The organism is Micromonospora sp. C41 (assembly GCF_018070485.1).
In the GTDB taxonomy this organism is placed as follows: Bacteria; Actinomycetota; Actinomycetes; order Mycobacteriales; family Micromonosporaceae; genus Micromonospora; species Micromonospora chalcea.
The window spans coordinates 1-18,588 of the sequence record NZ_JAGPXP010000057.1; the positions used below are offsets into that span (position 1 = coordinate 1).

An 18,588-nucleotide genomic window follows, 5' to 3' on the forward strand; every position below is an offset into this window, starting at 1 on the left:
TCGATCATGAACATGACGGCGTTCGACGCCCGATTTTTCGCCCGCAATTTAAAGATCGACCGGGAAGGGGCGGGCGCTGGGACGGGCGCGGCGGCGGCCCCGGGATCGGGGACGCCGCCGCGTCGTCGGTCAGGTGATGCTCAGCGTTCGGTACGGCTGGGCGCGATGGTCGGGAACGGGAAACCACTGCCGCCGCCGTTGCCGCCGCCACCGCCCGGCGTGGTCGGCGTCGTGCTGGGGCTGCCGCTCGGCGTCGGGCTGGTCGGCTCCTCGTCCTCGCGCGGCACGTCGACCTCGATGGTCACCCGCTCGCCCTTGGCCAGCTTCGTCTTGCCGGCCGGCGACTGTTTGCTGACCTTGCCCGCCTGGGACGGGTCGACCTCGTTGCCCTCCCGGACCCGGACCGTGTAGCCGGCCTCCTTGAGCTGTTGTGTCGCCTGCTCCTCGGTGTAGCCGATGACGGTCGGCACCTCGCCGACGTTGCCCTTGGAGACCTTGAGCGTCACCTTGCTGCCCTCGGCGACCGAGCTGCCCTCGGTGGGCGAGACGGAAATGACCTGACCCTCCGGCGCGCTGTCGTTGACATCCTCGCGAACGGGAACCAGCTCAAGTTCCGTCAGTCGGTCCTTCGCGGCGTTGTAGGTACTGCCCTTCAGCCCGGTGGGGACGGTCACCTGGCCCGGACCGGTGCAGACCTTGACGGTGACCTCGGTGTCCTTGTCCACCCGCTGGCCGAACGTCGGGCTCTGCTCGACCACCGAGCCCTTCTCGCAGGTGGTGTTCTGCACCGGATCGCCTGTGCCGTACCGCAGCCCGGCCTGGGTGAGCGCGGCCTTCGCGTCGTCCGCCGACCGGCCCACCAGCTGGGGCACCGACACCTTCTCGTTGCCGGCCTGGTTGAGCCAGAGCGCTGTCCCCAGCGCGATCACCGCGAGCACGCCGAGCGCGGCGAACGCCGCGATGACCCAGGACGAGCTCTTTCGCTTGCCCGGATCGCCGACCCGCGCCACCGGCTGCGGGCGGGTCTGCGGGCCCATCATCTGGGTCTGCTGCGCCTGCTGGTAGCCGCCCGCGGCGGCGCCCATCGGCATGGTCTCCTCGGCCGGCATCACCGGGGTGGCCAGCACCGGCCGGCCGGCAGCGGCGCGGAGCAGGTCCGCCCGCATCTCACCGGCGCTCTGGTAGCGGTTGAGCGGGTTCTTCGACAGCGCCTTGAGCACGATGGCGTCGACCGCCGGGTTGACGTCCGGGTTGATCGTGCTCGGCGTCGGCGGCTGCTCCCGCACGTGCTGGTACGCGACGCTGACCGGGCTGTCGCCGACGAACGGCGGGTGGCCGCAGAGCAGCTCGAACAGCACGCAGCCGGCCGCGTAGACGTCGGAGCGGGCGTCGACCGCCTCGCCGCGCGCCTGCTCGGGAGAGAGGTATTGTGCGGTGCCGATGACCGCGCTGGTCTGCGTCATCGTGGTGGCGCCGCTGGCCAGCGCGCGGGCGATGCCGAAGTCCATCACCTTGACCTGGCCGGTCTGGGTGAGCATCACGTTGCCGGGCTTGATGTCCCGGTGGATGATCCCGTGCCGGTGGCTGAACTCCAGCGCCGCGCACATGTCGGCGCAGATCTCCAGCGCCCGGCGCGGCTGGAGCCGCCCCTCGACGCCGAGGACCTCCTTGAGCGTCCTGCCGTTCACGAACTCCATCACGATGAACGGCAGGGTTTCGCCCGTCGGGCCGGTTTCCTCACCGGTGTCGTAGACGGCGACGATGGCCGGGTGGTTCAGCGAGGCGGCGTTCTGGGCCTCGCGGCGGAACCGCATCTGGAAGGTGGCATCCCGGGCCAGGTCGGCACGGAGCATCTTGATCGCGACATCCCGCCCGAGCCGGAGGTCGCGGCCGCGGTGCACCTCGGCCATGCCGCCGTAGCCCAGCAGCTCGCCGACCTGATACCTGCCACCGAGCAGGCGGGCCTGCGCTGTCATCGCGTGTCTCGTCCTTCGCTCGTCGTCGTACCGCCGTCGGCCGGCAGGAGGCGTACCTCACGACGGTACGACGTGCGGACCGGATAGTCGCCTCCGTGCGGCCGCACCGCGCCGGAGGTCACGCTCACACTCGCCGGAGCGGATGCGGTAGCACCGTATTTCCGGTACAGGAACGAAATCACGCCCGAGCAGAGGATGACCAGCACGGCCACCACGATCGCCGTCGTCCAGAGCCCGGACCGGGAGCGCCGGGGCGGAGGCGGCGCGGCCGGGCGCGCGTACGGCATGGGGTTGTGCTGGGGCACGGGCCGCTGCGGTACGGGTGCCGCGCCACGCGGCGCCACCGGCGGGCGGGGCATCGGGGCCGGGTGGGCGATCACGGCCGGGCGCTGCGTCACCGGCGGGCGGGCCGGCGAAACGGGCGGACGGGCCGGGGAGACCGGCGGACGGGGCTGCGGATGAGCGGCGGCGGCCGGTGGCTGCGGCCGGGGAGCGGTCGGCACCTGAGCGCGTGCGACGGGTGCGGCCGGTGAGGCGGGCGCGGCCGAGATGGGCCGTCCGGCGCGGGCCGCCTGGGAGAGCGCGAGCTTGGCCTGCCGGGCGATGCTCGCCAGCGCGGCGGCGCTGGGCCAGCGGGCGGAAGGGTCCTTCGCCATGGCCCGCTCCACGATGGCCCGGACCTGCGGCGGGATGTCGGCCGGAAGCGCCCGGGGCGTCTCCCGTACGTGCTTCATGGCGATTTCGAGCGGGTTGTCCCCCTCGAAGGGGCGCCGGCCGGCGAGGCACTGGTACGCGACCACGCCGAGCGCGTAGACGTCCGAGGCGGGCGTGGCCACCGCGCCGGTCGCCTGCTCCGGCGAGATGTACGAGGCGGTGCCGAGCACCGAGCCGGCGGCGGTGAGCTGGCCGACCAGCTCGGAGCGGGCGATGCCGAAGTCGGTGAGCACGAGCGTGCCGTTCGGCCGGACCAGCAGGTTGCCGGGCTTCACGTCACGGTGCACGATGCCCTTCTCGTGCGCGGCGTGCAGCGCGTCGGCGGCCTGGGCCAGCAGCGCCATGGTCCGCGCCGGGGTCAGCCGGCCGACCCGGCTGAGCGTGGCCGACAGCGCGTCGCCCTCGACGTACTCCATCACCAGGAACGCGATGTGCTGGTCGCTGCCGAAGTCGTAGACGTCGACCACGCCCGGGTGGTTGATGGTCGCCATGGTCCGCGCCTCGCCCCGGAACCGCTCGGCGAAGCCCGGCTCGTCGAGCAGCGCGGGGAGCAGGCTCTTGACCGCGACGGTACGGCCCAGCACCTGGTCGGTGCCGCGCCACACGTCGCCCATGCCACCGCTGGCGATCCGCTCGTCGAGGCGGTAGCGGTTGCCGAGCTTCACCCCCGGGCTCAGCACGTCAGCGCCTCCCGGAGTCCGCGATGGCCGCCGCCATGATCCGGCCGGCGATGCGGGCCGCCTCGGCGCTGCCGCCGTTGCCCGCCTGCTCCAGCTCGACGCAGACGGCGGACAGCGGCGTGCCGTCCTTGTCCAGGGCGAAGCCGATGAACCAGCCGTGGTCCGGGGTGTTCGGGCCGGACTGCGCGGTACCGGTCTTGCCGCCGACCAGGTAGCCGTCGATGGCGGCCCGGCGGCCGGTGCCCTCCTTCACCACGTTCTGCATCATGTCGCGCAGGTCGGCGGCGACCTGGCCGCTGATCGGGCGGCGCAGCTCGCGCGGCTGGGCGGGGTCGTAGACGGTGGTGCGGTCCGGCCCGAGCAACTGCTTGACCAGGTACGGACGCATCTGCTTGCCGTCCTTGTTGGCCACCGCGGCAGCGATCAGCGCGCCCTGCAGCGGCGTCATCCGCACGTTGTTCTGGCCGATCGACGACTGGGCGAGCGCGGCCGGGTCGGTGCTGCCGTCCGGGTTCTGCATGTCGCCGGTGCGGCTGGCCGCCACCGGCAGGCCACCCTCGCCGAGCTGGCCGACGGTGAGGTCGTCCTGCTCGAAGCCGAACTGCTTGGCCTTCTCCTTCACCTTGTCCGCGCCGAGCCGTACGCCGAGCTGGGCGAAGCCGGTGTTGCAGGACTCGGTGACCGCCTCGCGCAGCGTCACCTGCGACTCGGGGCAGATCGACGGCGCGGCGTTGCGGATCGGCTGCCCGGCGCCGGGCGCGGTGTAGCTGGAGCCGGCGGGGATGCGGGTCTGCTGGCCGACGCCGTTCTCCAGCGCGGCAGCCGCCATGATGATCTTGAAGGTGGAGCCCGGCGGCAGCGTCTCGGACAGCGCCCGGTTCGCCAGCGGCCGGTCCTTGTCCTTCTCCAGCGCGTTGTACGCCCGGTCCGCCTCGGTGCTGTTGTGGCTGGCCAGCGGGTTCGGGTCGAAGCTCGGCATGGAGACCAGCGCCTGCACCGCGCCGGTACGCGGGTCGATCGCGATCGCCGCGCCCTTCGTCGCGCCCACCTGGTTGTCGTTCAGCTGCTTGTACGCCGTCTCCTGGGCCCGCTTCGACAGCGTCAGCACCACGTTCCCGCCACCGGTCTCGTCACCGGTGAACATGTCCTTGATCCGGTTGGCGATCAGCGCGTCGCTGGTGCCGGCGAGGAAGTCGTTCTCCACCCGCTCGATACCGCTCGCGCTGCCGTTGACCGGCTTCCAGCCGAGCACGTGCGCGTACATCTCGCCGCCCGGGTAGGTGCGCTGGTACTTCAGCTCACCGCCGGTCTCCTTGCTGAGCGCGTACGCGGTGCCGCCGACCTCGATGTTGCCGCGCTTGCGGTCGTACTCGGCGACCTGGACCCGGCCGTTGTAGTCGCTGTTGCGGTATTCGTCGGCCTTGTAGGCCTGGATCCAGTTCAGGTTCGCGAAGAGGAGCCCGAACAGGACCATCACGACCACGCCGACGCGGCGCAGAGGGGCGTTCACGGTCGGATCACCTCCGTCGGGGCGCCGTGCAACTGCTCGGGTGGACCACCGGACGGTCGGGCCGCCGGGCCGCCACCACCGGTCACCGGTCGGCGGGCACCGTCGGAGACCCGCAGCAGCACCGCGATCAGCAGCCAGTTCGCCATCAGCGAGGAGCCACCGGCGGACAGGAACGGGGTGGTCTGGCCGGTCAGCGGGATGAGCTTGCTGATGCCGCCGACGATGACGAAGACCTGCAGGCCCAGCGTGAACGCCAGGCCACCGGCGAGCAGCTTGCCGAACGAGTCCCGCACCGCCAGCGCGGCGCGCAGGCCCCGCTCCACGATCAGCAGGTAGATCACCAGCAGCGCGGAGAGACCGAACAGGCCGATCTCCTCACCGATGCCGGCGAAGATGAAGTCGGTCTGCACCTCGGGCAGCAGCGTCGGCTGGCCGCCACCCGGACCGGCCCCGAACAGACCGCCGGTGCCGAGCGTGAGCAGGCCCTGCACCAACTGGTAACCCCGGTCGTACGGCTCGGCGAACGGGTCGAGCCAGATCTGCGCCCGGTCGTAGAAGTTCGCGAACGGGCCGCCCACGGTGCTGCCCAGCACGTACGCCAGATAGGCGCCGCCGAAGAACAGGATCAGACCGATGAGCAGCCAGCTCACCCGCTCGGTGGCGATGTAGAGCGTCACCACGAACATGCCGAAGTAGAGCAGCGAGGTGCCCAGGTCCTTCTCGAAGATCAGGACCAGGAGGCTGACCAGCCACACCACCAGCACCGGGCCGAGGTCGCGCCCGCGCGGGAAGTCGATGCCGAGCACCCGCCGGCTGGCGAGCGAGAGCACCTCACGCTTGCGCACCAGGTAGTAGGCGAAGAACGTGAGCAGGGCCAGCTTGGCGAACTCGCCCGGCTGGATGGAGAACCCGCCGAACTTGATCCACAGCTTGGCGCCGTTGATCTCGGAGAAGCGGCTGGGCAGCACCGCCGGGATCATCACCAGCACGATGCCGGCGAGGCCCAGGGTGTACGCGTACCGGGACAGCGACCGGTGGTCGCGCAGGATCGCCAGCAGCCCGGCGGCAAGCACCACGGCGGCCAGCGTCCAGGCGAGCTGCCGGCCACCGGTGCCGGCGAAGATGGCCAGGTCCTCCCGCTCCGCGGGCGCGGCCTTGGCCAGGTCGTACCGGCGCAGGAAGCCCACGCCGATGCCGTTGAGCAGGGCCACCGCCGGCAGCAGCGCCGGATCGGCGTACGGCGCCAGCCAGCGGATCACCAGGTGCAGGCCGAGGAAGACCAGCCCCAGCGCGGCGGCCGGGATCCAGAAGTCGGACGTGATCGTGTCCAGCGCCTTCGCCTCGACCATCGCCGCGTACGCCGCCACGAGCACCATGGCGAGCAGGAGCAGGGACAGCTCGGCGTTACGCCGGGACCGGGCCAGGCGTACGCCGGACTGCTCGCCCGTCGAAGCGGGCGAGGCGGCCGGTACGGCGGCTGCGGTCACGGATACGTCCTCGGGATCGAGCCGGCACTCACTGCGGCGACCGGCAACCCGCCGGATCGGCCGGCGGAACGGTGTCGGAGGGAACGGCGTCGGGCGTGGTGGTGAACGTCGGCGTCGGCGCGTCGGGGGTGGGCGTCGACGCGCCCGCGGGCGGCGTGGACGGGAGCGGGCTGCCGCTCGGCGGGGGCAGCGGGTCGGTGGTGGCCACCGGCGTCGGACTGGTCACACCGGGCGTCGGGTCGGGCGGGCAGAGCGGCTTGAGGTTCGGGTTGCCCGGGTCGTCGCTGGTCAGCTCCGCCAGCCGGCGCTCGGCGTCCGGCTCGTTGCGGGCCTGGATACCCTGCTTCACCCGCTCCTGGGCGGCCAGCGTCAGGTCGTCGAGCCGGGCGTCGCTGCGCTCGTGCACGTTCGACAGGTCCAGCCCGGCGACCTGGCCGGGCACGCCGCGGAAGACCGCGAGCTGGCCGTCGTCGGTGGCGCCGACGTAGTACTGCCGCTGGGTGTACGTCCAGCCGCCGAACACGCCGCCGCCGACGATGACCGCGAGCGCCAGCACCATCGCGACGGTGCGCAGCGGTCGGCGGCGCCGGCCGTCGGGCTCGTCGTCGCGGTTGTCCGCCGGCTCCTCGGGGACGGGTGGCCGGGGCGCGGACAGCGCCGAGGCGCGGGCGGCCGGGGTGGAGTCGTCGGCCGAGGTCGCCATGCCGCGGTCCCGGGCGGCGGCGCCGCCCACGATCGGGGACGCCTCGACGATGTCCTGGTCGGTGGCGTCGGCGATGATCACGGTGATGTTGTCCGGGCCGCCGCCGCGCAGCGCGAGCTGCACCAGGCGTTCCACGCACCGCTGCGGGTCGGGGTACTCCCGCATGGTGTCGGCGATGGTGTCCGCGCTGACCACGCCGGAGAGCCCGTCGGAGCAGATCAGGTAGCGGTCGCCGGGCAGCACCTGCCGGACGCTGTACTCCGGGTCGATGTCGCGGCCGTCGAGCGCCCGGGTGAGCAGCGAGCGCTGGGGGTGGCTGCTCGCCTCCTCCGCGCTGATCCGGCCCTCGTCGACGAGCATCTGGACGTACGTGTCGTCCTTGGTGATCTGCGCGAACTCACCGTTGCGCAGGAGATAGGCCCGCGAGTCACCGATGTGGACCATCCCGAGCTTGCTGCCGGAGAAGAGGGTCGCGGTGAGCGTGGTGCCCATCCCCTCCAGCTGCGGGTTGGCGTCCACGGTGTCGCGGAGCTGCTGGTTGGCGGTGCCCACGGCGGAGCGGAGCGCGTCGACCAGGGCGTCACCGGGGACGTCCTCGTCGAGCGGCGCCATGGCACCGATGACGATGTTGCTGGCGACGTCACCGGCGGCCATGCCGCCCATGCCGTCGGCCACGGCGAGCAGCCGCGGTCCGGCGTAGACGGAATCCTGATTGCCGTCTCGGATCAGACCGCGGTCGCTGTGGGCCGCGTAGCGCAGGGTCAGAGTCATGGCCGTAATTCGAGGGAAGTGCGGCCGATCCGGATCGGCACGCCGAGGGGGACGGGGGTTGGTCCGGTGACCTTAGCGCGATCGAGATAGGTGCCGTTAGTCGATCCGAGGTCCTCGACGTACCACTGCCCCTCACGGGGCACCAGCCGGGCGTGTCGCGCCGAGGCGTAGTCGTCGGTGATCACCAGCGTCGAGTCCTCCGCCCGGCCGATGGTGATCTGGGCCTCGCCGAGCGTGATCCGGGTGCCGGCCAGCTGGCCGGCGGTGACCACGAGCTGGTGGGCGGCCCGGCCGCGCTTGGCCTTCGCCGGCTTCCCCGCCTGCCCGGTCGACGCGCCGATCCCCCGCGGCGCGGCCACCAGGCGGCCCGACCGGGCGCCCGCGAACAGGTCCCGGCGGATCACACCGACGACCGTGAACACGAAGATCCACAGCAGGATGAGGAACCCGAACCGGGCGACGGTGATGACGAGCTCCGGCAACGGGGATCAGCCGTCCACGCGGAAGGTCAGCGTCGTGGTGCCGAGCTGGATCATGTCGCCGGGGTTGAGGGCGACCGCCGAGACGCGCTGGCCGTTGACCATCGTGCCGTTCGTGGAGCCCAGGTCGGTCAGCACGACCTGCCCGCCGTCGAAGTCCAGCCGGGCGTGGCGTCGCGAGATGCCGACGTCGGGCAGGCGCAGGTTGGCCTGGTCGCCGCGGCCGATCACGGTCGAGCCCATCTGGAGGGGGTAGGTGCGGCCGTCGCCGGAGACCAGGCGGACGTTGCGGCCACCGCCGTGACCGGGCGGAGGGCCGTAGCCGCCACCCTGGTCGTACGCCGGGTACGCCGGGCCGGCGTCGTAGCCGCCGGGCGCGGAGACCGGGGCGACGTCCCCGCCGGTGTAGACCTCGGCGGTGACCCGGAACATGCCGGTGTCCAGGCCCTCACCGCGCTCGACCTCGACGATCACGTCGCCGTAGACCGTCCACGCCTGCTCGCCGATGAACTCGGCCTGCGACTGCGCCAGCTCCTGGGCCAGCGCGGCAGCGTACGGCGCCAGCCGACTGTGGTCGTAGGGCGAGAGATCGATCACGTAGCGGTTGGGCACAAGGGTGCGCCCACCGGCCAGGATCGCCTTGTGCGCCTCGGCCTCCCGCTGCATGGCGTTGAGGATCTCCACGGGGTGGACCACCCCTTTGAAGACCTTGGCGAAGGCCCCCTCGACCAGGCCTTCCAGACGCTTCTCGAAGCGTTGCAGCACGCTCACCGGCTCCTCCTCGGGTCCCGAGGCAATGATGGTATCCGGACACCGCCTCCGCAGCTCACACGCCGCTCGGCCGGCTGCCGTCGGCCCGTTCGTGACCAGGCCCGCGGACGTGCTAAAGTTTCGCCCGCCACGAGCGGTGATCGTTCGTGGCGTGGCCAGTGGACAGCGTAATATGTCCCGGCACCCGTCGCAGATGGCGGGCGCGGGATGCGATATGGTGTTCCGGGTCGTGCCACGGGGATGTGGCGGAATGGCAGACGCGCACGGTTCAGGTCCGTGTGTCCGAAAGGACGTGGGGGTTCAACTCCCCCCATCCCCACCAGAACAAGGGCTCCGCAGACAGCGGGGCCCTTGCTTCGTATCGGGGCGTTTCGGACGTCACGCTATGCTCCGATGGTTTCCCTGCCTCCCACGGACCAGGAGTGGCGTGTGACTGTCGCGTTGGTGACCGGTTCCGGCGGTCTGATCGGCTCCGAGGCGGCCCGGCACTTCGCCGGACTGGGTCTCGACGTGGTCGGCATCGACAACGACATGCGGCGGTACTTCTTCGGCGAGGACGGCTCGACCGCCTGGAGCCTGGACCGGCTCGCCGCCGACCTCGGCTCCGCGTACACCCACCACGCCGTGGACATCCGCGACCGGGACGGCCTGGAGCAGGTCTTCAAGCGGTACGGCAAGGACATCGCCGTGGTGATCCACAGCGCCGCCCAGCCGAGCCACGACTGGGCCGCCAAGGAGCCGTTCACCGACTTCGACGTGAACGCCGGCGGCACGCTCAACGTGCTGGAGTACACCCGGCGGCACGCGATCGACGCGCCGTTCATCCACTGCTCCACAAACAAGGTGTACGGCGACCGGCCCAACTCGCTGCCGCTGATCGAGCTGGAGACCCGCTACGAGCTGCCCGAGGACCACCGCTGGTACGACGGCATCACCGAGGACATGTCGATCGACGAGTCGCTGCACTCGATCTTCGGCGCCTCGAAGGTCGCCTCGGACGTGATGGTCCAGGAGTACGGCCGTTACTTCGACATGAAGACCGCCTGCTTCCGGGGCGGCACGCTGACCGGCCCGGCGCACTCCGCCGCCGAGCTGCACGGCTTCCTGGCGTACCTGATGCGCTGCGTGATGGAGGGCCGGACGTACAACCTCTTCGGCTACAAGGGGAAGATGGTCCGGGACGCGATCCACTCGCACGACGTGCTCACCGCGTTCGAGGCGTTCTTCCGCGAGCCGCGCTCGGCCCAGGTCTACAACCTCGGCGGCGGCCGGCACTCGAACACCTCGCACATCGAGGCGTTCCGGATCGCCCAGGAGATCACCGGCCGCGAGGCCCGGATCAACTACGTCGAGCAGGCCCGCACCGGCGACCACCAGTGGTACGTCAGCAGCATGGCCCGCTTCGAGGAGCACTACCCGTCCTGGAAGATCACGTACGACGTGCCGATGATCCTCCGCGAGATCTACGAGGCCAACGTCGACAAGTGGGTGCCGAAGGCATGAGCGCCGGGACCAAGCGCAACGTCCTCGGCGTCGGGGTCGACGCGACCGACTACGCCCGGGCCACCGAGGCCGTGGTCTCGGCCGCGCACGAACGCCGCCCACTGGCGCTCACCGCGCTCGCCGTGCACGGCGTGATGACCGGCGTGCTCGACCCGGCGCACAACGCCCGGCTCAACTCGTTCGACGTGGTCACCCCGGACGGTCAGCCGGTGCGCTGGGCGCTCAACCTGCTGCACGGCGCCGGGCTCACCGACCGCGTCTACGGGCCGGAGCTGACCCTGCGGGTGCTCGCCCGGTTCGCCGAGGAGGGGCTGCCGGTCTACCTCTACGGCTCCACCGAGGAGACGCTGTCCCGGCTCGTCCCGGCGCTGGAGCGCAAGTTCCCCGCGCTGAAGATCGCCGGGGTCGAGCCGTCCAAGTTCCGCGCCGCCACCCCGGGCGAGGACGCCGAGATCGCCGACCGGATCCGGGCCAGCGGCGCCCGCCTCGTCCTGGTCGGGCTGGGCTGCCCGCGCCAGGAGGTCTTCGCGTACGCCATGCGCCCGCTGCTGGACATGCCGCTGATGGCTGTCGGCGCGGCCTTCGACTACCACGCCGGCCTGCTGCGCAACCCGCCACCGTGGATGCAGCGCGCCGGGCTGGAGTGGTTCTGGCGCCTCGGCCTGGAGCCCAAGCGCCTGTGGCGCCGGTACGTCATCCTCAACCCGGCCTACCTGGCCCGGCTCGCCGCCCAGAAGACCGGGCTGTGGAAGGCCACCCCGCCGGCGCCGGCCACCACCCGACCGGCCACTTTCGACGTCTGAGCCGCCCCGACGACCCCTACGGGCCCGGGTACGGGGCGAACCGGGGTGCCGTCCCGGATTCGGCGAACGTCGAAACGGGCAAGGCTGGGGGGCATGGATGACCGTCTCGCCGTACTGCTTCCCGTCGCCGCCGTCTGGCTCGCCGCCGGACTGGTCGCGGAGGGCCTGCCCGGGCTCGACCGCGCCCGCGCGCTGCGCCGGCGTACCGGATGGTTGTCCGCCCTGGTGCTGACCGGCCTCGCGCTCACCGCGGCGGTCCTCGCCGCGGGCCTGCAGAGCGCCGGCGACACCGCTGTGGACCGGGCCGCCGCCGCGCTCGGCCTCGCGGCGGCGCCGGCGGCCGTGGTGGCGGTCTGCACGGTACGGCGGGTCCGGCGGCTGCGCTCCGGCGCGGGCGCGTTCGCGGCGGCGCCGGGAACGCCCGCCCCGCACGGGCTGCGCGCGGCCGCGGCGCATCCGCTGATCGCGCTGCCGTTGCAGGCGACGGCGCTCGCGGTGCTGGTGGCCGTGCTGCCGGCGCTCGGCGTCGACCTGCTCGCCGCGCCCGGAGTGGCCGGCCCGGTGATCACCGTCGCGGTGCTCGGTGTGTGCGCGATCGGGGTACGCCACGCGCTGCGGCACAACCGGCTCGCCGAGCGGGCCATGCCGGCGGCCGAGCCGGTGTCAGCGCGACCGGCTCGCGCCCTGCACGTATAGCAGTTCCAGGATCGCGCGGGTCGCCTCGAACCAACGGTCCAGCCAGCCGGGCGGAGGGACGCTGCCCTTCGGCGGCAGTTCCATCAGCAGACCGCGCAGCAGCGGATGGTCCACCAGGGACTCCTGCTGCTCGATCGGCCAGCCGCTCGGCGGGAACGACGGCTCGGTGAGCGGGTTGGGGTCCAGCGACGGCAGGGACAGCGGCGTCGCGGCCTGCTCGGGCACGCCACCCTCGCGGGCCTCCTCGCCGTCGCCGGAGACCACCTCGGTGAGGACGGTGTCCCGGCGGGCGCCGCGGTACTTGCCACCGAACCGCTCGGGCTTGCCCGGGCCGCTGGTGAGGTTCTCTGAACCGATCGTCGTCATCCGTCTCGCCTGCCTCGTTCGGTTGCCGATCCGTGCGGTTCAACGAGGCGGATCGAAACTGGCGACGGGTGCGGCGTCCGGACGCGAATGGTCCCGCCCGGCAACGCTGCCGGACGGGACCACGCTGCGGTGCCGGTCAGCTCCGGCCGAACGCGCCGCCCCGGGCGCGGGCGACGAAGGTCTGCCAGTCGTCCGGAGCGAAGATCAGGGCCGGGCCTGTCTTGTCCTTCGAGTCCCGGACTCCGACCGCCCCGGTCACGTACGCGACCTCCACGCAGTTGTCGCAGTTCGGCCCGCTCTTCGAGCTCTTGAACCACGTCGCCTGCGTCAGGTCCACGGGGAACTCCTTGGTCGCCATTTCCACAGTGGCTCCTCTGCCAGTTTCGCGATATGTGCGATGGATTCCTCCGGGCGTATGGCCGCTGCTCGAATGTGATCGAAGATGAAGCTGTACTTCTGCAGTTCGTCGCTCTTCTCCAGGAAGAGCCCACCCGTGGCGTTCTCCGCGTACACGACATCGGGATCACTCGGCTCGGGGAAGCTGAGGATCGTGAAGGTGCCGTCCATGCCCGCGTGCGCGCCCACCTCGAAGGGCAGGACCTGCACTGTCACGTTCGGCAGTTCAGCCACCTCCACCAGCCGCTTGAGCTGACCACGCATCACCGCGTCGCCGCCAACCGGCCTGCTCAGCACCGCCTCATCGAGCACCACCCACAGATCGACCGGATCGTCCTGCGTCAACAACGACTGACGGCCCAATCGGACACGCACCCGTTGGTCTACTTGTTCGGCGGTGAAGTCCGGCCGGGCCGCCCGGATCATCGCGCCGGCGTACTCCTCGGTCTCCAGCAGCCCCGGCACGACCTGCTGCTCGTACGCCCGGATGGAGCTGGCCGCGGCCTCCAGGCCGACGTACGCCCCGACCAGCACCGTGCTGTACGGATGCCACCAGCCCTTCTGCCGGGCCTCACGGGCGATCTGCACCAGCTCGTCGCTCTCCGCGCCGACGACTCCGTAGATACGGAGCATGTCGCGCACGTCGCGCGGCGTGGCGGTGGTGTGGCCGGTCTCGATCCGGGAGACCTTCGACGCCGAGCACTCCAACTGCTCGGCCACCGCTTCTATGGTGATGCCCGCGGCCTCGCGCTGCCGGCGGAGTTCCGCCCCCAGCCGGCGCCGCCGGATGGTGGGGCTGCGCCGTTCGGTCACGGCATCTCCTCGGCTCGCGACTGCGTCACAGTCACCCGGCTACCTCCGGTCGGTCGCGCCCCGATTCCGCACCCACCGCGGGCGCGACCGGCGGGCGGCGGGCGAGCGTTCGCGGCAGGGGTGGTGCCGGTCGTCGACCGGCCGCGACGGGCGAAACCGGCGTCCAGTGTGACGCCCCGATACCTGACGCTTCAAGTTTCCCGTTCACGTGTCCTCCTCACCTATCCGCAAAACACGACGTGCAACTTGCATGTCGCACGTCGCTGTAGCACTCTGTCCGTATGGCACGGGTTACTCACCGTCTTCGAACGATCTCCGGGCGTGGTGACACCGCGGTCCGTGGGACGGCCGGAGGGGAGCCGTCCCGCGCCGTGCGACCTGCCCCGGAATGAAGACCCCGTCGCTGCAAGCCAGCTTGGCTGCGGCGGCGGGAGCGGTAACCGGGAGCAGCCGGGTGATGGTCGGGTGGCGGTCCGCCACCGCGGGTACGGCCCGACCAGCACCGCCAAACGACCGCCGGTCCACGAGGCAGACCCCCGTCACCGGACCGCACCGACCTCGTTCAGCCTCGCCGGTCCCGACGACCGGCCGACCCTCCCCAGGAGCCCATGTGCTTCCCCGCTCCGGTGACGTACTGCACGTGACGCGCGCGGCGAGTGTCCAGTTCTTCCGACCGATCATGTTCCGGGTGATCCGGATTCTCGACTGGCCGACCTACGACGGTTGGCTCTGGCTCGACGGCTACGAGTTGAACGCGGCGGGGGACGCGGTCAACCGGCGGTCGATCTTCGTACTCGAAGAGGGGTTGCAGCAGGTCCACGCTGCGCCGGTTCCCCGGCAGCACACCGTCCGGACGGCCCGCCGCCCGGTGGTCCGGACTCCGGTCCGGGTGGGCTGACCTCACGATTCCCGGTCGGGAGGGCGTGCCGACGCCATAGAATCGGTACGCCCACCCCGGCATGTTCCACCCGCGCGCCACGGACCCTGAACCTGGGATGGTCATGGTCAATCTGCCCGCCGCGCGGCGGCACCACCGGTCCCGTGTCGGCTATGCCCTCGGGCTGTTCGCCTTCCTCGTCGTGGCCACCGCGCTCGCGCTCGTGGTGCGGCACCCCGCCTTCTCCGCCACCCAGCAGCTCGCCGAGCCGGTACCGGCCCCGGAGATCACCGTGGCCGGTGAGGACGGCCGAGCCGCATCCGGCGAGGACGCCCGGGCGGCGGCCGGCGAGGACGACGGCTGGTCTCCCACCGATCCGTCGCAGGACGAGGACGATCCGGAGGCCGACGCGCCGCCCGCGGGCACCGGAGGCGGCGAGGGCACGCTCGCCGAGCGGCCCACCGACCCCACCGACGACCTCAGCCGGTCACTGTTCTACTCCGGCCTGCTCGGGCTCGCCATCTCCCTCGCCGGCCTCGGGCTGGTCGGCGCCCGCCGGCGTCAGTGGTGAACGTTCCGACGCCGGTCGTGGACGTCAGGGCGTGGTGGTGGTCGCCGGGGCGGAACCCGGCGAGCTCGGGCCGGCGGTCGGCGGCGCGGGTACGGCCACCACGATGGTGACCCGGTCGTCCTCACCCACCGGGTAGCCGGCCTCCGGATCGGTCGAGATCACCGTGCCGGCCGGCCGGTCCGACGCCCGCCGCTGCACCCGGTAGTCCACGTCCAGCCGGTCGAGCGCCGCCCGGGCGGCGGCCTCCGGCAGCCCCACAAGCGGCGGCATCGGCACCTCGACCGCCTCGGTCGTGGGTGGCGTGCTCGGCGGGGAACTGCTCGGCGCGGCGCTCGTCGGGGCGGCACTGGTCTGCGCCGAGGTGCTCGGCACCGCCGACGGCACCGTGCCCGGATCCGAATCCCGGTCGGCGGCACGCAGCGCCAGCCACACCCCCGCCCCGATCAACCCCAGCAGGAGCAGCGCCAGGATGCCCAGCAGGATCGGCATCCACCAGCGGCGTCCGGCCTGCTCGTCGCCGTACCACTCGCCCCCGGGCTCGGGATAGCCGGCCGGTCGCGGCGGCGGCACCCCGGCCCGGCCGGACCAGGCGCCCACCGGCTCCTGCGGTGCGGTGGCGTCCAACGGACGCCGCGACGGCCCGCCGGGCAGCGGACGGGTTGCGTCACCGCCCGCGTCCGGCGGCATCGCTTGGGTCTCGTCGCTCCCGGCGGCATTGCGCGGCATGGCGCGGGTCGCGTCGACGTCCTCTCCGCCCGAGTCGCGCGGCATCGCGCGGGTGGCGTCGGCGTCCTCCCCGGCCGGATGCCGGGGCATGGCGCGGGTCTCGTCCGCGTCACCGGCGGGAGGATCCTGACGGTCGTCGCTCATGGCACGTCCTTTCCCCACCGGGACGGGGCGCACGGCCCTCGATCGTCCACCGTAACGGGCCACCGCCAGGTCGGCCGGGATCAGCGCGCCCGCGCCGGTCAGCCAGTCGGCGACGGGGTGGCGGACGGCGACTCGGACCGGGTGTCGCCGCAGGTCAGCACCACCTGGTCGTTCCACCGCGCCGGGCTGCCCGCGACCGGCTCCTGTGCCGTGACCGGGCCCTGGCGACCAGTGGCGTACCGGGGATAGAGCCCGGCGTCCACCAGATCGTCCGCGGCGTCGGAGCAGGACAGCGCACCCACGTCGGGCACGCTGACCGCCGGAGCCGGTCCGGTCACGAACAGGGAGACGGTGACGCCGCGCTTCACCGGCGTACCCGGCGCCGGGGAGGCGCGCTCCACCGAGCGTCCGGCGCCGGTGCCGAAGACCAGTCGCCAGCCGAGCCGGCGGTCACGCAACTCCCGGCGGGCCTGCTCGAAGTCGACGCCGACCACCTCGGGCACGGTGAGCCCGGCGGGCGTGCTCGTCCGCGTACCGGTCGGGGCCGTGGTCGCGGGAGGCGTGGTGGCGGGCGCGGACGTCGAGGCGGTGACAACCGGCGTGGCCTCGCCGGAGGCGGCCGGGCGGTCCGGGTCGCCGGCCAGGATCCAGCCGGCGCTGCCCCCGATCACCGCCAGCAGAACCACTGCCAGGCCACCCCCGAGGAACAGCCGGGCCCGTCCCGGGCCGGTGCCGTCGCCGTCCGGTCGCCGCTCGTCCGTCATGTCCCCCGCCCCCGCTCATCGACGACCGTATCCACCGCTGCCAAACGGTCACGGCGTGTCGCCACGACTCGCCGCGCCGACCTCGGGACGTTACGCTCCCCGGCATGGTCAGTCGGGGCTGGGGAGGATCGACCGCCGCCGCGCTCGGCGTCGCTGCCGGCGCGGGCGCCGCGCAGCTCGGTTTCGGGTACGGGTTGGGCATCATCAACTGGGCGCCGACCGGCGCGGTACGGATCGAGGCGGCCTGGGTGGCGAGCCTCGCGTGGGCGACCTGGATCGCGGCGACCTCGGTCATCGCCGGCGCGGTCTGCGCCCAGCGCCTGCGGGGCCGGGACGACGAGTCGCAGGGCCGGCCGCCCCGGTTCGCGCTGGTGCTCGCCGCAGCTGTCGGCGCGCTCGTCACCGTACTGCTGGTGGCGGTGCCGGCGCGCGCGGCCCAGGTGCCGGACGTGTCCGCGCCGCAGACCGTCGCCGCCGCGTACGCGGGAGCCGGACTGCTTCTCGGGATGCTGCTCGCCACCTGGGCGCTGCACACCCGCGCCGCCGCCACCAACCTCATCGCCACCTCGGGCTGGCTCTGGCTGCTCGCCGTCGTGTCGGTGGTCGACGGGGTGATCGCCGGCCGTGGCCTGACCACCGCCCAACTCGGCATCTGGCAGATCAGCGCGGACCGAGGCGCGTTCTGGATCCGCGACTACTTCTACTGGCCCGGCGCGCTGCTGTCGGTGCTCTCCGCGCTCGTGATCGGCGTGCTGGCGGCCCGGCGCGCGGCCCGCGCCGCCGAGGTACGGGTCGGCGCGGCCGCCTCCGGAGCGGCCGGACCGCTGCTCGTGGCACTGGCGTACCTGCTCGCCGTACCGCGGCTCGCCGGGATCGCCGCCGAGCAGTTGTCGGCCCACCTGATCGCCCCGTACGCGGTGATCGCCGGTGTCGGCGGCTCGATGCTGACGGCCGCGCTCGCCCAGCGCGCCGAGCGTCGCGCCGCCGAGCGGGTCACCGTTCCGCGCCAGCGCACCGGCGAGCCGGACCCGGTCGTCGGCGAGGCCGACCCGGCGACCGGCGACCTGGCGACCGGCGACCCGGCCTCGAAGGACGGGCCGTCGGAGCCGGCCGGATCCGCGTCGGACCCGTCCGGCACGTCGTCGGCGGGCAGCTCCGGTGAACGCCCGTCGGGCGTGTCGCGCCGGCGCTCGACCGGATTGTTCGGGGCGCGGAAGGCCCGCCCGTCAGCGGCAGATCCGTCAAGCCCGTCAGCGGTCGGCACATCGGGTCCGTCGGCGGCAGATCCGTCGAGCCCGTCAGCGGTCGGCCGGTCAGCGTCGGACCGGTCGGCGTCGGACCGGTCAGCGTCGGACCGGTCAGCGTCGGACCGGTCAGCGTCGGACCGGTCAGCGTCGGACCGGTCAGCGTCGGACCGGTCAGCGTCGGACCGGTCAGCGTCGGACCGGTCAGCTTCGGACCGGTCGGCGGACTGGGCGGCCGGGACGGACAAGGCACCGGACACCTCGGCCGGCACGCGTGAGGCGACGGCCGCAGCCGAGCCTGGCGTAGCCGTCGGCCGGACCGGAACGGAGAAGGGCCGTGCCACCCGGTCGGCTACCGGCCCTCGGGGTCGGGCTGTCCCGCCGCAGCGCCAGCCCGAAGCCCTGGACCACCCGCAGACCAGCCAGGACGGTCCCTCGTCACGTTCAGACAAGCCCTCGTAGTACCCCGAGGCTCCTCAGCGGTCGCCCGAATCCCGCCCACTCCCATCGATCTTGGAGTTGTGGTGCCTCCCAAACCGCCCAACAAGGGCATCCGAGGCGCCACAACTCCAAGATCGGCGAGGCGGGGGCGGG

Annotated in this window: 17 protein-coding genes, 1 tRNA gene and 1 pseudogene; 7 read left to right on the plus strand and 12 right to left on the minus strand. The window is 72.6% G+C overall.

Going from position 1 to position 18,588, the window contains the following annotated elements:
* Positions 1 to 140 precede the first annotated feature (140 nt).
* From pknB to KBX43_RS30745, 7 genes are read right to left on the minus strand one after another with little or no spacing between them, the layout of a single operon-like run.
* A complete protein-coding gene (pknB, locus tag KBX43_RS30715) occupies positions 141 to 1,976 on the minus strand; it encodes a Stk1 family PASTA domain-containing Ser/Thr kinase (protein WP_113972300.1) in 1,836 nt (611 codons plus the stop codon).
* Complete coding sequence (locus KBX43_RS30720) at positions 1,973 to 3,370, minus strand: serine/threonine-protein kinase (RefSeq protein WP_043327620.1); 1,398 nt, start codon at positions 3,368 to 3,370, stop codon at positions 1,973 to 1,975. Before KBX43_RS30720 ends, pknB begins: the two co-directional genes overlap by 4 nt.
* A 1-nt stretch (position 3,371) precedes the next feature.
* Positions 3,372 to 4,880 (minus strand): penicillin-binding protein 2, encoded by a 1,509-nt coding sequence (locus KBX43_RS30725; protein ID WP_210888553.1) that lies wholly within the window; start codon positions 4,878 to 4,880, stop codon positions 3,372 to 3,374.
* On the minus strand, positions 4,877 to 6,367 hold the full coding sequence (locus tag KBX43_RS30730; RefSeq protein WP_043327622.1) for an FtsW/RodA/SpoVE family cell cycle protein: 1,491 nt from the start codon (positions 6,365 to 6,367) through the stop codon (positions 4,877 to 4,879). The genes KBX43_RS30725 and KBX43_RS30730 overlap by 4 nt, the downstream gene beginning before the upstream one ends.
* A 28-nt stretch (positions 6,368 to 6,395) precedes the next feature.
* The gene (locus tag KBX43_RS30735; RefSeq protein WP_069088772.1) at positions 6,396 to 7,841 is read right to left on the minus strand and encodes a PP2C family serine/threonine-protein phosphatase; all 1,446 of its coding nucleotides are present in this window, start codon (positions 7,839 to 7,841) and stop codon (positions 6,396 to 6,398) included.
* A complete protein-coding gene (locus tag KBX43_RS30740; RefSeq protein WP_030500489.1) occupies positions 7,838 to 8,323 on the minus strand; it encodes an FHA domain-containing protein in 486 nt (161 codons plus the stop codon). The genes KBX43_RS30735 and KBX43_RS30740 overlap by 4 nt, the downstream gene beginning before the upstream one ends.
* Before the next feature lie 6 nt (positions 8,324 to 8,329).
* On the minus strand, positions 8,330 to 9,118 hold the full coding sequence (locus tag KBX43_RS30745) for a DUF3662 and FHA domain-containing protein (RefSeq protein WP_026267912.1): 789 nt from the start codon (positions 9,116 to 9,118) through the stop codon (positions 8,330 to 8,332).
* 209 nt (positions 9,119 to 9,327) lie between these two features.
* On the opposite strand from KBX43_RS30745, the gene KBX43_RS30750 reads away from it, so the two are divergent.
* The 4 genes from KBX43_RS30750 to KBX43_RS30765 all read left to right on the plus strand — a co-directional run bounded on the left by KBX43_RS30750 (position 9,328) and on the right by KBX43_RS30765 (position 12,093).
* Positions 9,328 to 9,413 (plus strand) — tRNA-Leu (locus KBX43_RS30750).
* A gap of 71 nt (positions 9,414 to 9,484) precedes the next feature.
* Entirely contained in the window at positions 9,485 to 10,594 is a 1,110-nt protein-coding gene (locus KBX43_RS30755; protein ID WP_051611303.1) for an NAD-dependent epimerase/dehydratase family protein, read from the plus strand.
* Positions 10,591 to 11,397 carry a WecB/TagA/CpsF family glycosyltransferase gene (locus KBX43_RS30760; RefSeq protein WP_069088773.1) on the plus strand — a complete coding sequence of 269 codons (807 nt, stop codon included), beginning with the start codon at positions 10,591 to 10,593 and terminating at the stop codon, positions 11,395 to 11,397. Before KBX43_RS30755 ends, KBX43_RS30760 begins: the two co-directional genes overlap by 4 nt.
* 93 nt (positions 11,398 to 11,490) lie before the next feature.
* Complete coding sequence (locus KBX43_RS30765; protein ID WP_043327625.1) at positions 11,491 to 12,093, plus strand: hypothetical protein; 603 nt, start codon at positions 11,491 to 11,493, stop codon at positions 12,091 to 12,093.
* Here KBX43_RS30765 and KBX43_RS30770 read toward each other — a convergent pair.
* The 3 genes from KBX43_RS30770 to KBX43_RS30780 all read right to left on the minus strand — a co-directional run bounded on the left by KBX43_RS30770 (position 12,061) and on the right by KBX43_RS30780 (position 13,668).
* Positions 12,061 to 12,459, minus strand: a complete 399-nt coding sequence (locus KBX43_RS30770) for a hypothetical protein (RefSeq protein ID WP_043327626.1) — start codon at positions 12,457 to 12,459, stop codon at positions 12,061 to 12,063. The two genes, KBX43_RS30765 and KBX43_RS30770, sit on opposite strands and share 33 nt — an antisense overlap.
* 136 nt (positions 12,460 to 12,595) lie before the next feature.
* Positions 12,596 to 12,817 carry a DUF397 domain-containing protein gene (locus KBX43_RS30775; protein ID WP_043327627.1) on the minus strand — a complete coding sequence of 74 codons (222 nt, stop codon included), beginning with the start codon at positions 12,815 to 12,817 and terminating at the stop codon, positions 12,596 to 12,598.
* Positions 12,787 to 13,668 carry a helix-turn-helix transcriptional regulator gene (locus KBX43_RS30780; RefSeq protein WP_043327628.1) on the minus strand — a complete coding sequence of 294 codons (882 nt, stop codon included), beginning with the start codon at positions 13,666 to 13,668 and terminating at the stop codon, positions 12,787 to 12,789. Before KBX43_RS30780 ends, KBX43_RS30775 begins: the two co-directional genes overlap by 31 nt.
* A 610-nt stretch (positions 13,669 to 14,278) precedes the next feature.
* Between KBX43_RS30780 and KBX43_RS30785 the strand changes: the two genes are divergently transcribed.
* The gene (locus tag KBX43_RS30785) at positions 14,279 to 14,566 is read left to right on the plus strand and encodes a hypothetical protein (RefSeq protein ID WP_030500482.1); all 288 of its coding nucleotides are present in this window, start codon (positions 14,279 to 14,281) and stop codon (positions 14,564 to 14,566) included.
* A gap of 97 nt (positions 14,567 to 14,663) precedes the next feature.
* Positions 14,664 to 15,116, plus strand: a complete 453-nt coding sequence (locus KBX43_RS30790) for a hypothetical protein (RefSeq protein WP_104112595.1) — start codon at positions 14,664 to 14,666, stop codon at positions 15,114 to 15,116.
* Positions 15,117 to 15,140: 24 nt separating this feature from the next.
* On the opposite strand, the gene KBX43_RS30795 is transcribed toward KBX43_RS30790, so the two are convergent.
* Together KBX43_RS30795 and KBX43_RS30800 are read right to left on the minus strand one after the other, a co-directional pair.
* Positions 15,141 to 15,986: a PASTA domain-containing protein gene (locus tag KBX43_RS30795; protein ID WP_187693987.1), complete on the minus strand. Its 846-nt coding sequence runs from the start codon at positions 15,984 to 15,986 to the stop codon at positions 15,141 to 15,143.
* Positions 15,987 to 16,084: 98 nt separating this feature from the next.
* Positions 16,085 to 16,750: a PASTA domain-containing protein gene (locus tag KBX43_RS30800; protein WP_210888555.1), complete on the minus strand. Its 666-nt coding sequence runs from the start codon at positions 16,748 to 16,750 to the stop codon at positions 16,085 to 16,087.
* 104 nt (positions 16,751 to 16,854) lie between these two features.
* On the opposite strand from KBX43_RS30800, the pseudogene KBX43_RS30805 reads away from it, so the two are divergent.
* Positions 16,855 to 18,051, plus strand: a pseudogene (locus KBX43_RS30805) (hypothetical protein); the annotation flags it as partial.
* Positions 18,052 to 18,588 lie beyond the last annotated feature (537 nt).

What these genes read in the sequence shown, in the direction of transcription:
- pknB (WP_113972300.1), bottom strand. Translation starts at nt 1,976, where the DNA reads ATGACAGCGCAGGCCCGCCTGCTCGGTGGCAGGTATCAGGTCGGCGAG.
- KBX43_RS30735 (WP_069088772.1), bottom strand. Translation starts at nt 7,841, where the DNA reads ATGACTCTGACCCTGCGCTACGCGGCCCACAGCGACCGCGGTCTGATC.
- KBX43_RS30755 (WP_051611303.1), top strand. Translation starts at nt 9,485, where the DNA reads ATGGTTTCCCTGCCTCCCACGGACCAGGAGTGGCGTGTGACTGTCGCG.
- KBX43_RS30760 (WP_069088773.1), top strand. Translation starts at nt 10,591, where the DNA reads ATGAGCGCCGGGACCAAGCGCAACGTCCTCGGCGTCGGGGTCGACGCG.
- KBX43_RS30765 (WP_043327625.1), top strand. Translation starts at nt 11,491, where the DNA reads ATGGATGACCGTCTCGCCGTACTGCTTCCCGTCGCCGCCGTCTGGCTC.
- KBX43_RS30770 (WP_043327626.1), bottom strand. Translation starts at nt 12,459, where the DNA reads ATGACGACGATCGGTTCAGAGAACCTCACCAGCGGCCCGGGCAAGCCC.
- KBX43_RS30775 (WP_043327627.1), bottom strand. Translation starts at nt 12,817, where the DNA reads ATGGCGACCAAGGAGTTCCCCGTGGACCTGACGCAGGCGACGTGGTTC.
- KBX43_RS30790 (WP_104112595.1), top strand. Translation starts at nt 14,664, where the DNA reads ATGGTCATGGTCAATCTGCCCGCCGCGCGGCGGCACCACCGGTCCCGT.
- KBX43_RS30795 (WP_187693987.1), bottom strand. Translation starts at nt 15,986, where the DNA reads ATGAGCGACGACCGTCAGGATCCTCCCGCCGGTGACGCGGACGAGACC.
- KBX43_RS30800 (WP_210888555.1), bottom strand. Translation starts at nt 16,750, where the DNA reads ATGACGGACGAGCGGCGACCGGACGGCGACGGCACCGGCCCGGGACGG.